Consider the following 16,282-nt stretch of genomic DNA (forward strand, 5'->3'; position numbering starts at 1 on the left):
CTTTAAATAAGTTGTTTAAGAATCAATCCACTTTGTTCACTAAAAAGTGGCGGAATTGCATTTCCTATTTGTGTATATCTTGGTACTTCTTGCGTTCTTCTTTTTCCTCCAGTGGTGTATTTACCCTGAAAAATATACCAATCTGGAAAAGATTGAATGCGAGCATATTCACGAACAGTTAAAATTCGTGGTTCTTCATAATGAATATAATCGTCAGGAAGCGTTGTTATGGTTGGGCTTTTGTCTAAACCATTTAAAGGAATAACCGTATGTTTTTTTATATTGAAACGTTCTCTAACTTCTTTGCTTAAATCTAAATTTCTTCTATTATGAGTAACAGCTAAAATATCTTCAAATCTTTTTGAAATTACAGGAGAGTGCTTTGGAAAACGATGACTGTCAGGAATTTTTACTTCAATTCCTTCACGCATTAATTTTTGATAACTATTTTTTTCTTTTCCATACAAACCAGAATTAAAATTTGGAAAATCTGGTGTTGGTTTTAATCCGTTTGTTTTGAATAAATCAGAAATAGCATCTTGTAAGTTAGTTTCAGTTGTTAATCCTTTGGCTTTTAAAAAATCAAACTTATTTTCTTTTAACATAGAAAAAAATGTTTCTACTTTTTCTTGAGAAGCATTTTTCAACTCTTTTTTTATACCAACAAGGATAAAACGGGTTCTTTTTTGAGGAACTCCATATTCACCAAAATTAACAAGTTGTCCTTTTACAAAGTAACCTGCTTCGTCTAATCTTTTTGTAACAATTGAGGAATAAGCAATTCCTTTTTCTTTGTTCTTTTTGAATTCCATTGTAAACCCCTTTACATTTTCGAAGAAAATAATTTTAGGTTCTACGGTTTCTACAAATCTTATGTAGGAATTAATTAAATCATTTCTTGAATCATTTTCATTTCTTCTTCCAGCCATAGAAAATCCCTGACACGGCGGTCCGCCCGCTATCATAGTAACTTTCCCTTTTAATTGATTTAAGTGATTGTCATAATTTAAAAGTACTTCGTTTATTTCATGGTGGCTTTTGGGAAGCCAATCGGGCCAATCAAAATGATTTTTATTTTGAATAAGATTGTAATCTAGTGTTTTAAATGCATCTGGGCTTTTTTCAATAGCAAAGAGACCTTTCCAACCAGCTTGATGTAAACCTAAAGATAGTCCACCACAACCAGCAAATAAATCAATGTAAAAAAGTTTTTTTGTCATAAAAAATGCAATTTAAACAAAAGTATAATAAAAAACTTTTTAATTGAAAAATAAAGTAATTAAATCAGTAATCTTATTTGAATTAAAATCAATTTTTCACAACAAAACAACTTCAATTGAATAAAATATACTTAACAAACAATCAACTGTTACTCCAGTCCCAAACCCCCACTTGCAATTTCCCACTAAAAAAAGTACTTTTATAATAAAATAAGCCCATTTGAAACCCTATTTACAAAAAAGTATTGCCATTATACGCCGAATTCTTCCTGGAATTATGGGCGTATTCTTGCTTTTGCTTCTATTGATTCATTTTCCTTTTGTGCAACGATTCGCCAAAAATCAGGCCGTTGCCTATTTGCAAAATAAAATCAAAACGACTGTCCAAATCGATACCCTTTCGTTTGGATTATTCCAGCCCATTCGCGTGAAAGGCCTCTTTTTGGCCGACCAAAAAAAAGATACTTTACTTGCAGGTCGTGAACTCAACGTGGACATCAATTGGTTGGATTTGGCTAGCAATCAACTAACGTTCAGTAGTATTGCATTAGATGGCATCACGATTAAAGTGGACCAAAATAACCGCGGAAAATTCAATTTCGACTATATCCTTAAGGCTTTTCAAAGTAACGATCCACCTAAGGATTCTTCCTCGAATGCTATGGCGATCGTCTTGCAAAAAATCAAGTTGAAACAAGTGCGTTTGGTCTATCAACAGGCCAAAGATCCATTGCAAACCAATATAAAAATCAAGCATTTTGATACGCAATTCCAAACCTTCGATTTGGAAAATCAAATAGTGACTATTCCAAAAATCAATCTTGTGGGTCTGACGGCTACTATTAGCCAAACGCTAACTACTTCACTACAAAAAATTGCGCCAAACGCGATTGTTTTACCTCCAAATCGTCCGTGGAAAGTATCGGTAGGTGAAATTGATTTGAAAAAAGTGCATGTAGACTATGCCGAGAGCAGCCAAAAAATGAAAGGTCAGGTTTCCTTTAGACGTTGGTACACCAAACTAGAACTGCTGGATTTGGCTAATGAATTGGTGGTGATCAACAAAACCCAATTCGAGAATTTGCGAGGTGCAGTATCTTTAGGAAAAACTACTTCAATAGCTGCCCCCTCTACAGAAACTCCCCAAACAAAACCCAATGCATGGGAAGTAAAAATCAAACAAACCGAAGTGGCACAACTGTTTTTTCAGTGGGACAATCACAATGTCAATCCTATTACAAAAGGTTTAGATTTTAATCATTTGCAATTAAAAAACAGCCATTTCAAAGCCAAGAATTTCCATTACACTTCACAATCTATTGCCGCCAACATTGTAGCTTTTGCAGGAAAAGAACAAAGTGGTTTGCAAATCGACTCCTTGCATACCGATTTTTTCTACGGTCCTAGAAACAGCTATTTGAAAAAATTATATCTCAAAACTCCTCAAACTGTGGTGCGCAATGAGGTGCTTGTTGGGTATCCTTCTATTGCTCAAGTGGCTAAAAATCCAAAAGAAATAAGTATTAAAGCCAACATTAGCAATAGCAAATTAGGTTTTAAAGATGTATTGCTACTGGCGCCACAATTGGCAAAAACCAATCCATTTGATAGTAATCCAAATGGCATTTTGATCCTAAACAGTGTCGTTTCGGGCAAATTGAATCGCCTCGAAATTCCAAATCTCGAACTCAGCGGCATCGGAAACACAAAACTAAAAGCCAGTGGACGCATCCTTGGACTTCCCGATATGGACAAAGCACAATTTGATATTGCTTTGCAAAATTTTGAATCCACTGCCAAAGATATTACGGTTTTCGCTCCAAAAGGAAGTCTTCCAAAAACCGTGACTTTACCCTCAAAGCTCAGTGCCAAAGGAAGTTTTAAAGGAACGATGCATTCGTTTTTAACCGATTTGGCCCTACAAAGTAGTTTTGGATCCGCCAAAGTAAAGGCTACCTTCGATCAAAGTATAAAAAATCATCCCAAATATAACGCACAAGCCGAATGGATTCGTTTTGACTTAGGCCAACTCCTACAGCAAAAATCGCTAGGTAAAATTTCGGCTAAAACCAAGATCACAGGAACGGGATTCGATCCAAAAACAGCGAAAATTAAGGCCTCTGGAACTATTTCTAATGTGATGTATAACCAATACACCTATCAAAATTTTGTTTTTTCCGCTACCGCCTACAACGGATTTTATACTACACATGCCACAATCAATGATGCCAACTTGAGCGCCAAAATTGACGCCAATGGAGATTGGAAAGATAAATTTCCAAAAGGAACCGTAAAACTCAATTTGGATATTGCCGATTTAGAAAAACTACACCTCCATGCCGGCCCCTTAAAGTTAAAAGGAGAAATGGATGCCTCAATCCTTGCCGCCGATTTGAATTTTTTAACCGGTACAGTCACTGCACATCATTTGGTGGTGACCAACGAAAAAGGCAGTTTTCCGATAGATTCTATTGCTATACAAACCGCAGCCAATGCCGAAAAAACGACTTTAACTCTTGACACTGGTTTCCTCGAAGCCTCAATCGAGGGCGGTTTTCAATGGAGTGCTATTGGTGGAGCACTTGAGCGTTCCCTCCGCTCCTACTTTAGCACCCAACCTATCAAAACCATCAAACCTGGGCCTGCTCAGCAATTTTCTTTCCACCTCGCCACCAAAGAAAGTCCGATTTTTGGACAATTGGTGCCAAATCTAAAAGAAATGGCGCCTGTTACAATTAGTGGAAATTACCAATCGGTTTCTGATTCCTTAGCCTTACAAATACAGGTTCCAAAATTAGCACTCGGCGATCAAGTAATTACCAATGCTACTTTCGACTTAAATACTGCCAATAAAGCGTTGCACTATCAACTACAAATTGCTGCAATAACCAATCCTCAAATGCAATTGCCCATGACGGTGTTCGCTGGAAAAGTGGCTAATAATCAAATCGATTATGCATTGCAAGTAAAAGATGTAAATAACAAAGAGCGTTATAGCCTTGCTGGAGCCGTGAATAGCGAAAAGGACGAACTTTTACTGCATTTTGTACCTAACAGCGTGCTTTTGAACTATGAAAACTGGGCGCTACCAGAAAACAATCTTATTCGATTATCGCCCAAAGGTCTTACGGTTTCTGATTTTGGATTGGAAAATAAAGACAGTAACATCCGCATCGCGTCACAATCCGCAGTTCCGAATGCACCACTCGAAATTGCTTTTGAAAACTTTAATATCAGCACGCTCACCAGCATGGTCGAGAAAGACGATTGGCAAATGAGCGGAAACGTAAATGGAGCGGTACTTCTTAAAAAAGGCATCACCCAACCTCTTTTTACTTCGGATATCAAAATTGAAGATTTTAGTTTTAAGAAAGATACTGTTGGAACAATTTCCATTCAAGTAAAAAATGAAAACGAAAACCTTTATCTAGCCGAAGTAACATTAACCGGACAAGACAATAAGGCAACGTTATTGGGAAATTATGAAAGTAAATCCGGTGATTACGGAGTTACACTAGCTTTAGACCAATTGAATATGAAAAGTATTCAAGGGTTTGCCATGGGACAGTTAACACAAAGTACTGGCTTTTTGTCGGGTAGTTTCGAAGCTTCCAAAAACAAGGACGCCAGTGTGATGAATGGAAAACTACAATTCAATCAGGTAGGTTTTAAGGTAAAACCACTCAATGCTACTTTTCATTCCCTTAATGATGCGATTACTTACGATGGTCAAAACTTGATGCTAGATCATCTGACCATTAAAGATGAAAAAGGGAATAATTTGATAGTTGATGGTGCCATAAAAACCGAAGTTGGAAAAAATATGGCTTTTGATATTAGCATTGAAGCTGATAATTTCAAAGCCATCAATTCTAAAGCCACTGACAACGACTTGTTTTACGGTGAATTATTTTTAAACAATCACATCACCATTCAGGGCGATACGAAAAACCCAAAAATAGCGGGAGTAATTCAGGTGAATAAAGAAACTAAATTCACCATAGTCGTACCACAATCAGATCCATCCATTGCCGATCGCGAAGGAATAGTCGAATTTATAGACCAAGATCATCCTGCAGAAGCTAGTGCCTTAGCTAACGCAAAAGACTTGAATCAAAGTGAGATTATGGGATTCAATGCTTCCATGGATATTGTGATCGATAAAGAGGCAGAATTGACCTTGATTATGGATAAAACAACGGGCGATTATGTCAAAGCTAAAGGAAAAGCTAACTTAAGTGGTGGTATAGACGAATCGGGGAAAACAACCTTAACAGGTAAATATGAGTTGGATGAAGGGGTATACGAATTGTCTTTTAGTGGTATCAAACGAAAATTTGACATCAAAAAAGGAAGCTATATTTTATGGAAAGGTGATCCAATGGATGCCGATGTGAATGTAACAGCCGTTTATAAAGTAAATACCGCTCCGATTGATTTGGTATTGAATGAAATTAGTAATTTCTCTGAAACCGAAAAAACGACTTTTAAAGAAAAAATTCCGTTTGAAACCGAATTGAAAATTACAGGCGAAATCCTTAAACCTGAGGTCGATTTTGACATCACGCTGCCTGATAACAATTCCGTTTCTTCCAAAGTAATGAGTACGACCAAAGCCAAACTGGAACAATTGCGTCAAGAACCCAACGACATGAACAAACAGGTATTTGCCTTGTTGGTGTTGGGTAATTTTATCGGTGACAATCCGTTGTCGAGCGAGTCAGGTTTTTCGGCAGCATCGATGGCAAGAGGTAGCGCAAGTAAAATTTTGTCGAACCAATTGAACAATCTCGCTGGCGATTTGATCAAAGGAGTCGAATTGAATTTTGACGTTCAATCCACCGAAGATTATTCGTCAGGCAGTAAAGATGAAAGAACCGATTTGAACATAGGCATCTCCAAAAAATTATTCAAAGATCGGGTGAAAATAACTGTCGGTAGCAGTTTTGGATTGGAGGGCAATCAACAAGCCAATGAAAAAGCGACCAATATTGCTGGTGATGTTTCTATTGATTATCAAATTACCAAAGATGGTCGTTATAAAATAAGAGGCTATCGTATCAACAAATATCAGGTGGCACTTCAAGGGGAAGTACTAGAAACTGGGGTTTCTTTTATTATCACCATGGATTACAACAAGTTTAAAGAATTGTTTCAGAAAAGTAAATAATTTTTTAACCCTTAAATGAAATAGAAGATGAACAAAATAATAGTATTCATTCTAGTGGCTCTTTTAGCATTACAAAGCTGCTCTCCTACTAAAAATTTGGCAGAAGGCGAATTGCTGTACACAGGGGCTAAAGTGATTATTGAAGGAGAAAGTTCATCAAAAAACAAGAAAGCTTTGACAGCGGAGTTGAACGCACTCACCCGTCCGATTCCTAACCAATCTTTATGGGGTTGGTATCCAAAATTAGCGATTTACAATCTCGCAGGAACACCAAAAAAAGAAAAAGGACTACGCCATTGGCTGAGAACCAAAGCTGGAGAAGCACCTGTTTTAAATGCCAAATTTGATCCAGAATACAATCGGTTGGTGCTTCAAAATCACCTTGAAAACAAAGGTTATTTTAACACCAAAACCAAAGTTGATACTCTCGTAAAAGGTAAAACCATTCGAGCCGTATATACCGTAAACCCGTCGAAGCCCTTTACAATTAAAAAAATCATTTTTCCACAAGATTCTTCGGCGCTATCCAAAGCCATACGAGCTACAGCCAAAAGAAGTTTGTTGAAAGTAGGAGCCATTTACAACCTAGAGACTATTAAGGAAGAACGAATTCGAATTGATGAGAGAATTAAAGAACAAGGATTTTACTATTTTAGTCCTGACTACCTCAAAATTCAAGTAGATTCTACCGTAGGTCGAGCCGAAATTGATGTGTTGATCAAAGTGAAAGACGAAACACCGATCAAAGCAACATCCATTTACAAGATTAACAATATTGTGATCTATCCGAATTATACTTTAGGACAAGATACCCTGAGCAATACTAATCAAACGGCAACACAATACCGTGATTTTACCATTATTGATCCCGATTCCTTATTCAAGCCCATTATTTTTGATCGTTCGCTTTTCTTCAATAAAGACGATGTTTATAACAGAACCAATCATAATTTATCACTGAATCGTTTGGTAAATTTGGGTACCTTCAAAATGGTGAAAAATGAGTTTAAGCCTTCTTTGAAAACAGGAAATTATTTGGATACCTATTACTTTTTATCGCCTTTGGAAAAAAAGTCCTTGCGCTTTGAACTCTTAGCCAAAAGCAATTCTGCCAACTATCAAGGAACCGAATTGAATGCCAATTGGAGTCACCGCAATACATTTAAAGCGGCCGAACTGCTTTCCGTTTCTATTTTTGGCGGATTTGAGGTTCAAATTTCTGGACAAAATCAAGGTTTTAACGTGTATCGTATTGGTACCGAAGCCAATTTAATTTGGCCGAGAATGATTTCACCTATCCGTTTTAAAATGACAGACCGATTCACCCCAAAAACCAAAGCTACTTTGGGGTATGAATTTCAAGAGCGCCAACAATTGTATACCTTACAAACTTTTAAAGCACTGTTTGGATACAGTTGGAAAGAGAATGCCCGACGCGAGCATACTTTTAATTTAGGTGAAGTTATTTTTGCCCGACCACAAAACGTAACCGAATTGTATCTTAATGAAGTAGATATAAATCCCTCACTAGGTAAAGTAATTGAGCGCCAACTTATTTTTGGCCCTACTTACTCTTACACCTACTCTAACACGGCACAGAAAAGAAAGAAAAACACCATCTATTACAAAGGTACAGTAGACTTATCGGCAGCAGTTACGGGTTTGATTGCTGGTGCTAATATTGATAAAAAAGATGCTTTAAAAGTCTTTGGCGTGCCTTTCAGCCAATATGTGAAGTTCGAAAATGAATTCCGCCATTTTTTAAAACTAGGAAAGGAAACCCAATTGGCGAGTCGGATTATAGTTGGCACTGCTTTACCGTTTGGAAATTCGAAAGAAATGCCTTTTATCAAGCAGTTTTTTATTGGAGGAACCAACAGTATTCGTGCCTTTAGAGCGCGTTCTATTGGACCGGGAAGTTTTCTTGATAAAGCGGCAAATACGGATGGTTTTTTGGCGGATCAATCAGGTGATATTAAAATAGAACTCAATACCGAATACCGCACTACGCTGTTTAGCTTTGTGAAAGGTGCCGCTTTTATCGACGCAGGAAATATTTGGTTGCTCAATGAAAACAAAGACAAACCAGGAGCCAAATTTTCTAAAAACTTTATGAAAGAAATGGCAGTCGGCGCTGGACTTGGATTGCGCTTTGACTTTAATTTTTTGGTTCTCCGAACGGATTTTGCTTTCCCGCTTCGCAAACCTTACCTACCTGAAGGCAATCGCTGGGTTATTGACCAAATCAACTTAGGGAATGGAGCGTGGAGAAAAGAAAATTTGATTTTTAATTTGGCGATTGGATATCCGTTTTAGTGTTTATTGAAAGCTGAAAAAACTTAACCACAAAGGGCACAAAAATTTAACCGCAAAGTTCACAAAGGGTTACGCAAGGGACGCTAAGAATAAACGATTAAACAGTTAACCGATTTTTTAAAACATATAAGGCATATAAGGGCATTTAAGTTGTAATGTGTTACAGCTTAGTAAAATGGAAGTACAAATAAGTCTTAAAATATTCGTGGTAAAAACTTAACCGCAAAGGACGCAATGATTTACGCTAAGAACGCTAAAAATAAACGATTAAACAGTTAACCGATTAACCGATTTTTTAAAACATATAAGGCATATAAGGTCATTTAAGTTGTGGTGTGTAAAGTAAAAATAAAAGGGCATATAAGTATTCTTAAAATATTCGTGGCAAAAACTTAACCGCAAAGTTCGCAAAGGGTTACTCAAGGGACGCAAAATAAACTTATAATCTTTGTGTTGCTTCGTGACTTCTTCGTGTTTCTTTGTGGTAAAATAAATTAACCGCAAAGAACGCAAAGTTTTTTTTTCACTTTCTAATCTGTGAAAATCTGTGTCAAGACAAATAACCATAAAAAAAGCGCAACTCTAAGAATCGCGCTTTGTTGTTTAAGATAAATAAAGGCTAGTTCACCAAGAACAAAGCGTTGCTAAAGAGTAAATTTCCGTTTTCCCAGAAGGCTCTAAACAAAGGATTATCTACCATATAAATTACTTTTCCAGAACCTTTATAGTCTATGGCGAAATTTACCGTTTCTGGTAATTCTTTACCAATTTCGTGACCAACAAAACCATAGCTTTTGTAACCTTTAGGAACATACGCAATATTTGAAGCGTTTTTCAATAAAGCATAATGACGGCTATCGGTTTTTAAACTGAAATATTTTTTGCCTAAACCAAAGGCCATCGGATGGGTAACATCCAATACATTTTCGATAATTGCGCCTGGAATAGCATCCGACATCGCGCGACGCTCTTCGTTGGCTGAATCTAAGAAACGTTTTTTCAATTCTTTTTCTTTGGCGGTTTTTTCTGCTTTTTGCTTGTCATCATCAGTCGCGTGCGCATTCAATGCAAAACCATCTTTTCCGTCAAAAATATCCAAAGCTCCGTTCATAGCAATGATTTTTCCACCGCTACTCACCCATTCGTTGATACGTTTTTGTTCCCCATCAGAGAAATCATAATTGCCATCCGCCAAAATCAAAGTATTGAATTCTTGCAATTTCACTCTTCGGAAACGGTCCAAATCTACAATACTTACAGGATAGCCAACGGTTTCTTCTAAATAAAACCAAACCGAACCAAAGTCAGTAGAATTTACTCCTCTTCCTGATAAAAACAAGATTTTTGGAGCCGTCAACAGCGGGAAGTTTTCTCCACCTAAATCTCTAGCATTTTTTGAAAACCCAGAAGACAGTATAGAGAAATCTGATTTCTTCTTCACGATTTCACCCACTACTTTTTCAAAATCTACCACCTTTGGATTATCGCCTTTGCTTACAATTAACCCACCTGGTGCTACAGTAGTGCTTCCAAAAACCGATTGCTTCATCGCTGAACGTACTTTGATTCCTTTTTGGTGCAATAGCGCTACCACTTGAGCCGAAGTACGGTTGTTCCAAGGAATATGAAACGCATACACTGAACTCGGTATAGAAGATGAAGTCGTTTCAATCGTAGGTTTTGTTTTGATATTGATGGCATTTTTCAAAGCATAGCCTTCTACTCCATACGCTAATGGCAACGCCCAAGCCGTAATGTCATAAGACAAACTATCATTCAATTTATGATTAGGTTCGAACAAAATTTGAGCAAAAACTGCTTTTTGTTGGTCCACTTTTACAATCATATCATTGGGTTCGATGGTAAAGCTGTTCTCTTTTTTCGTTTGGTAATTAAAACCACTTGCTGATTGTTTGGCATCGGCATACGAAAATTCGATTTTGTTTTTTTGCAACAAATCGGCCAATTGCTCCAACTTAGGATTGCTTTTCATTACATAAGTTGCATACTTCCCTTTCATTGTTTTTCTAGAAGTATTCATAAACCCTCTAAACCCTTTCAACAAAGGTTCCACTTGAGAAGCAGCCGATTCCACTATCGTTAAAACAGTGGTAGCGTGATGTGTCAAACGGTCTTTGATGGTCACACTTACACCGTTTTCCATAGTCACTTCTCTTCCTGCTCCAATTCCGCCTTGCTCTACAGTCATCCCTACAGCACCATTATAAGTTGGATAGGTATCTCCATAACTCGGATAAAATAAATCGAAACGCTCGCTAGTGTTGTACAACCAATTTTGAGCATCGAATTTAGCTGAAATATTATTTCCCAACAAAGCGTGAAAATCTCTTTGATACGGCTCAATAAACTCGTGCAAAGGTTCTGCTGAAGGTGGAAAAAAGTATGGCGAATTATAACCTTGTTCGTGAACGTCTGTATGCACTTGCGGCATCCATTGGTTGTACAAAGCAATACGTTGTTGGCTTTCTTTTTGTGTTTGCCAAGCCCAATCTCTATTCAAATCAAAAATATAGTGATTGTAGCGTCCACCTGGCCATTCTTCCATATGTTCTCTATCGGTAAGACCTGGATGCGTGTTTTTTCCAGCGATTTCGTGCAACCAATTTCCGTATCTTGAATACCCATCAGGATTCACACAAGGGTCAAGAATTACCACGGTATTTTTCAACCATTCTTTGGTTGTTTTATTTTCTGGATTTGTCAATTCGTAGGCAACAGTCAAAGCGCTTTCTGTTCCTGCCCATTCGTTTCCGTGCACATTGAAGCTCAACCAAACAATTAGTTTATCGCCTACAGTTTTCGATTGATTAGGTGCCATACCAATGGCTGCTAAATTGTTCAAACGAATTTGCTCCAAATTGGCTAAATTCTCAGGAGTAGAAATATAATACACATTCAAGTTGCGGTGCTCGGCAGTTTGTCCGTATCTGTAAGGTTTAATGTAGGACGTTTGTGCAACCAAATGCTCAAAATAATCTTCAACTTGGTGGTAAAAAGTAATGTGTTTGCCATAATCAGGAATGAACTGAGAAGGGCTTTTTACTTGAGCCGAAACCCAAGCAGTGGTGGCTAAAAATAAAGATAGAATTAGTTTCTTCATGCTGTTTTGGTTTATTAGAATCCAAAAATAGGGAAACCTAAGGTATTGACCTAAATAAATTACAAACTTACCCATAAGCCGATTTTGAACGACTTTTTAGCTAGAAAAACAAAAAATACTGGCATACAAGGCTTTAAAAAATCACAATTAAAAACAATCGGTATTATTTTATTTTCATACAATAAATTAAAAAAGTAAATTTGAGTAAACCTATTGAAAAACAACCATTTAAAAACGCGTTTTAAAACCAAATATTCATGAGTAAAGAAGAAAAACCAAAGAAAAAAAAGCTTCTTTTTGAAAAGTTAAGTTCGAAAGAAAGAATTGAACGAGCCAAACAATTTTCAGCTCAATTCAAAGTCAAAGAAGAAGATAACTTTCAATTATCAGATTACAAAACCGATATTGATATAGAACTAAGCAATAAAAAATTGGATAAGATTCTAACGCTTGGCGTGGAGGCTTTGGCCGATATGCAAGAAATCTTATACGCTCAGGACAAATGGTCGTTATTACTCATTTTTCAAGCGATGGATGCCGCTGGAAAAGATGGCGCCATCAAACATGTGCTTTCAGGCGTTAATCCACAAGGGTGTCAAGTCTCTTCTTTCAAAGCACCGAGTTCGGAAGAATTGGACCATGATTTTCTTTGGCGTTGCCAAAAACATTTACCCGAACGAGGTCGAATCGGTATTTTCAATCGTTCGTATTATGAAGAAGTATTGGTCGTTCGGGTGCACGAACAAATTCTGAAAGCCCAAAAACTTCCTCAAGAATTGGTTACCGAATCTATTTGGGAAGAACGTTTTGAAGACATTCGCAATTTTGAAAAATACCTGAATCGCAATGGAACTATCGTGATTAAATTTTTCTTGAATGTATCCAAAGAAGAGCAAAAGAAACGTTTCATAGAGCGCATCGACGACCAAGATAAAAACTGGAAATTCAGTACATCCGATGCCAAAGAAAGAGGTTTTTGGGACGATTATATGAATGCTTACCAAGATTTAATTCAAAAAACAACCACACCCCACTCGCCTTGGTACGTAGTTCCCGCAGATAATAAATCGTATGCGCGCATTGTCATTGCTTCGGCCATTATCAATGCCTTAGACGAAATGGGATTAGAATACCCAAGAGTAAGTCCCGAAAAAGTAGCCGAATTACAAGAAATAAAAAAAGCCTTGTTGGGAGAATAATATTTTTATTCCAACAAGGACTTTTAAATCATATGATACACCCGTTGAGTAAAATTCAAATAAAAAACAACGGATTGCTATAGATCCACTAGGATTGATTTTCTGACGCTAACCATGCTAAAAATAATTTGTAGCCAATAGTTAAAATTACAGCTCCTAAAAACAAACCCAAGAAACCACTCACAATAAAACCACCAATAGCACCCAAAAAGACAACCATCATAGGTACTGGAGCATTTTTACCCAATAAAATAGGTTTCAAAATATTATCAGAAATCAAAATAATAAAAAACCAAATCGACAACAACACTGCCGAAGTGGTGTCCGAAACTGAAAACATATAAATAGCAACAGGAATCAAAACAGGTCCTACCCCAATTTGAATAATTGCTAAAACCAAACAGACAATCGTCCATAAACCCGCAAATGGCACATCGGCAATAAAAAATCCAAGGCCAGACATCGCCGCTTGTATGATCGCTACTCCAAGAAATCCTTTGACAACATTTTGAATCGTCTTAACCGTAATGGATGAAAAATGATCGCCATGGTCTCCCGCTAATTTTTGAAACACTTTCTTTGACACTAACTTCAAATCTTCTGAATACGCCAAAATAAAACCCGCTATGATGATCGAAATATTAAATTGAATAATACCTTTTCCGATACCTGTTAAGGCTGTTAATAGCCACGATCCAGCTACCGTAACTTGATCTGAGTACTCTACAATCGTTTCCTGTAAATTATCAGAAGCATGTTTCCAAAAATCAATTATGGGTGTAGCAAACTTAGGCCAATTGGCAGTAGTTTCGCCAGGAGGCGGAATTAAAGGTTTCCCTTCTTGATAGGTTTGAGTTAAATACGAAACACCTTCGTAAAGCGATTCCGTAACTAACATACTAGGAATAATAATTACACTCAGCAAGAGTAATGTCAAGAAAAATACAGGGATTTTTTTTCTTCCTTTCATCAATTTCACAAACGATTTGTAAACAGGATACATTGCAATGGCAATGACTACGGCCCAAATCAACATTAAAATAAAGGGTTGTAAAATAGAAAAACACCAGAATAAAATAATGGCTAGCACACCAAGTCGAATAATAATATCTGTGATTTTCTCAAAGTTATGTTCTTTTGCTTCCGATGCAGAATCTTGTTTCATATTTAATTTTTTTATAGTAAATATAGCATTTTACTACTATTTTTTGTTAAATCAAGTGCGAAAATAACCGAAAGCTTCGCAAGAAAACACCAAAAAAAGCCTAAAATTACGTTAACAATTGAGGACTGTTTTAGCAAGCATTCGTTCCAAATAAAATTATGATATATTCAAATTGCGTCATATTTAAAACGGATTCGATAAGAGAATTTATATTTTGAAATAATATTTTGCAGATTTGACATTGATTCCTATATCTTTGTTTTACAAATTTTACTCTAGAATTATGGAAGAATGCATTTCTGTTTTTGATATGTTAAAGATTGGCGTAGGGCCATCTAGTTCTCATACCTTAGGTCCGTGGCGTGCTGCCGAACGTTTTCTTGAAGAATTACGTCAGGATTTTGATTTGAATAATATCACTAGAGTAAAAGTAGATTTGTACGGTTCTTTGTCTTTGACTGGAAAAGGTCACGCTACCGATTTGGCCGTGATGCTAGGTCTAAGTGGTCAAGACCCTGAATACATTCCCGTGAAAGATATTGACGGCATCATCAAAGCCATAGAAAACAATCATTTGATTCAATTAGGCAACGAGAAAGCGCTACCTTTTTATATTTTACAAGACATTGTTTTTCATAAAGAGTTTCTTCCCTTTCACGCCAATGGATTAACCTTTACCGCTTATTTTGAAAATGAAACCGAATATGCTTCCACTTTTTATTCGATTGGAGGCGGATTTGTGGTAAAAGAAGAGCGTAGCAATGCCAAAAAGAAAGTCGCTATAAAATGTGCTTTCCCCTTCCCTATCAACAATGCAGCAGAATTACTAGACTATACCCAAAAAGAAAACAAAAGCATCTCAGAAATAGTTTATGCCAATGAGATTTCTATGCGTCCCGAAACAGAAGTGCATAGCGAATTAATGCGCATTTGGCACACGATGCTAGAATGTATGTACATTGGCTGTCATTCAGAAGGCATATTGCCTGGTGGACTCAATGTTCGCAGAAGAGCCTTTGATATGCATCAAAATTTGATTGGGTTATCCAATTATGATTCGCCACAATCTTGGTTAGAAGAAATTCGTAAAACCGAAGTAAAGTTTCGTCAAATTCTGAAATGGGTAAGCTGTTTTGCCTTAGCGGTAAACGAAGTAAACGCAGCTTTAGGACGCGTAGTAACAGCGCCAACCAACGGAAGTGCTGGGGTTATTCCAGCCGTATTGATGTATTATATGGTGATTGAAAACCACCAAGCCGACGAAAAACAAATCAAACAATTCTTGATGGTAGCGGGAGAAATTGGAAGTATTTTCAAAAAAGGAGCCACTATCTCTGCCGCTATGGGTGGCTGTCAAGCCGAAATCGGCGTATCATCGGCGATGGCTGCGGGAGCATTATGCGAAGTAATGGGCGGAACCCCTGCACAAGTATTGATGGCTGCCGAAATTGCTATGGAGCACCACTTGGGCTTAACTTGTGACCCAATTGGTGGTTTGGTTCAAATTCCGTGTATTGAGCGCAATACGATGGGCGCTATAAAAGCCATCAACGCAGCAGAATTGGCACTCGAAACCGATTCTAAAAACGCCAAAGTTCCTTTAGACAAAGTAATTGATACGATGTGGCAAACCGCCAAAGATATGAACTCTAAGTACAAAGAAACCTCAGAAGGTGGATTGGCTATAGCGGTTAATATGGCGGATTGTTAATACAAATGAGACCTCGTTTCGTATACTTTATTCTTGCCCTTCTTACGATTGTATTGGGAATTGCTTCCCGAAAAATAGTGGGTATTCCCTTGTTTGTGGGCGATATCTTGTATGCCATATTGGTTTATTTTGGTTTTCGGTGGCTGTTTTTGAAAAGCAAAATGTTGTGGCAAATTGGATTTCCTTTACTGTTTTGCTTCGCTATAGAAATACAACAACTTAGTACAGCCAAAGCACTGGTAGCAATTCGGGAGACTACTATAGGACATTATGTCTTGGGACAAGGTTTTTTGTGGAGTGATTTGTTGTGCTACTCGATGGGTATTGGATTAGCGTATGCTGTAGACCAATTTTGGTTCAAACAAAAGGTGTCTTAATCC

General features: G+C 37.2%; 8 protein-coding genes. 5 read left to right on the forward strand and 3 right to left on the reverse strand.

Annotation, left to right across the window (positions count from 1 at the left end; genetic code table 11):
• Positions 1 to 2 precede the first annotated feature (2 nt).
• A complete protein-coding gene (locus AO58_RS0100205; protein ID WP_024979782.1) occupies positions 3 to 1,220 on the reverse strand; it encodes a DNA cytosine methyltransferase in 1,218 nt (405 codons plus the stop codon).
• 220 nt (positions 1,221 to 1,440) lie between these two features.
• Here AO58_RS0100205 and AO58_RS0100210 point away from each other — a divergent pair, with 220 nt between their 5' ends.
• Both AO58_RS0100210 and tamL read left to right on the forward strand, forming a co-directional pair.
• Positions 1,441 to 6,390, forward strand: a complete 4,950-nt coding sequence (locus tag AO58_RS0100210) for a translocation/assembly module TamB domain-containing protein (protein WP_024979783.1) — start codon at positions 1,441 to 1,443, stop codon at positions 6,388 to 6,390.
• 27 nt (positions 6,391 to 6,417) lie between these two features.
• On the forward strand, positions 6,418 to 8,706 hold the full coding sequence (gene tamL / locus AO58_RS16745) for a translocation and assembly module lipoprotein TamL (protein ID WP_035717176.1): 2,289 nt from the start codon (positions 6,418 to 6,420) through the stop codon (positions 8,704 to 8,706).
• Positions 8,707 to 9,325: 619 nt separating this feature from the next.
• Here tamL and AO58_RS0100220 read toward each other — a convergent pair.
• The gene (locus AO58_RS0100220) at positions 9,326 to 11,827 is read right to left on the reverse strand and encodes a M14 family zinc carboxypeptidase (protein WP_024979784.1); all 2,502 of its coding nucleotides are present in this window, start codon (positions 11,825 to 11,827) and stop codon (positions 9,326 to 9,328) included.
• A 257-nt stretch (positions 11,828 to 12,084) separates the two neighbouring features.
• Here AO58_RS0100220 and AO58_RS0100225 point away from each other — a divergent pair, with 257 nt between their 5' ends.
• Positions 12,085 to 13,026 carry a polyphosphate kinase 2 family protein gene (locus AO58_RS0100225; protein WP_024979785.1) on the forward strand — a complete coding sequence of 314 codons (942 nt, stop codon included), beginning with the start codon at positions 12,085 to 12,087 and terminating at the stop codon, positions 13,024 to 13,026.
• Positions 13,027 to 13,114: 88 nt separating this feature from the next.
• Here AO58_RS0100225 and AO58_RS0100230 read toward each other — a convergent pair whose 3' ends face one another.
• Positions 13,115 to 14,191 carry an AI-2E family transporter gene (locus AO58_RS0100230; RefSeq protein ID WP_024979786.1) on the reverse strand — a complete coding sequence of 359 codons (1,077 nt, stop codon included), beginning with the start codon at positions 14,189 to 14,191 and terminating at the stop codon, positions 13,115 to 13,117.
• A 283-nt stretch (positions 14,192 to 14,474) separates the two neighbouring features.
• On the opposite strand from AO58_RS0100230, the gene AO58_RS0100235 reads away from it, so the two are divergent.
• A complete protein-coding gene (locus tag AO58_RS0100235) occupies positions 14,475 to 15,902 on the forward strand; it encodes an L-serine ammonia-lyase (protein ID WP_024979787.1) in 1,428 nt (475 codons plus the stop codon).
• A gap of 5 nt (positions 15,903 to 15,907) precedes the next feature.
• Complete coding sequence (locus AO58_RS0100240) at positions 15,908 to 16,279, forward strand: ribosomal maturation YjgA family protein (RefSeq protein ID WP_024979788.1); 372 nt, start codon at positions 15,908 to 15,910, stop codon at positions 16,277 to 16,279.
• Positions 16,280 to 16,282: the final 3 nt, after the last annotated feature.

Origin of the sequence: Flavobacterium succinicans LMG 10402 (assembly GCF_000611675.1) — a bacterium.
GTDB lineage: Bacteria > Bacteroidota > Bacteroidia > Flavobacteriales > Flavobacteriaceae > Flavobacterium > Flavobacterium succinicans.

Excerpts from the sequence above, each read along its gene's own strand:
- AO58_RS0100205 (WP_024979782.1), bottom strand. The coding sequence starts at position 1,220 with ATGACAAAAAAACTTTTTTACATTGATTTATTTGCTGGTTGTGGTGGA.
- tamL (WP_035717176.1), top strand. The coding sequence starts at position 6,418 with ATGAACAAAATAATAGTATTCATTCTAGTGGCTCTTTTAGCATTACAA.
- AO58_RS0100220 (WP_024979784.1), bottom strand. The coding sequence starts at position 11,827 with ATGAAGAAACTAATTCTATCTTTATTTTTAGCCACCACTGCTTGGGTT.
- AO58_RS0100225 (WP_024979785.1), top strand. The coding sequence starts at position 12,085 with ATGAGTAAAGAAGAAAAACCAAAGAAAAAAAAGCTTCTTTTTGAAAAG.
- AO58_RS0100230 (WP_024979786.1), bottom strand. The coding sequence starts at position 14,191 with ATGAAACAAGATTCTGCATCGGAAGCAAAAGAACATAACTTTGAGAAA.
- AO58_RS0100235 (WP_024979787.1), top strand. The coding sequence starts at position 14,475 with ATGGAAGAATGCATTTCTGTTTTTGATATGTTAAAGATTGGCGTAGGG.
- AO58_RS0100240 (WP_024979788.1), top strand. The coding sequence starts at position 15,908 with ATGAGACCTCGTTTCGTATACTTTATTCTTGCCCTTCTTACGATTGTA.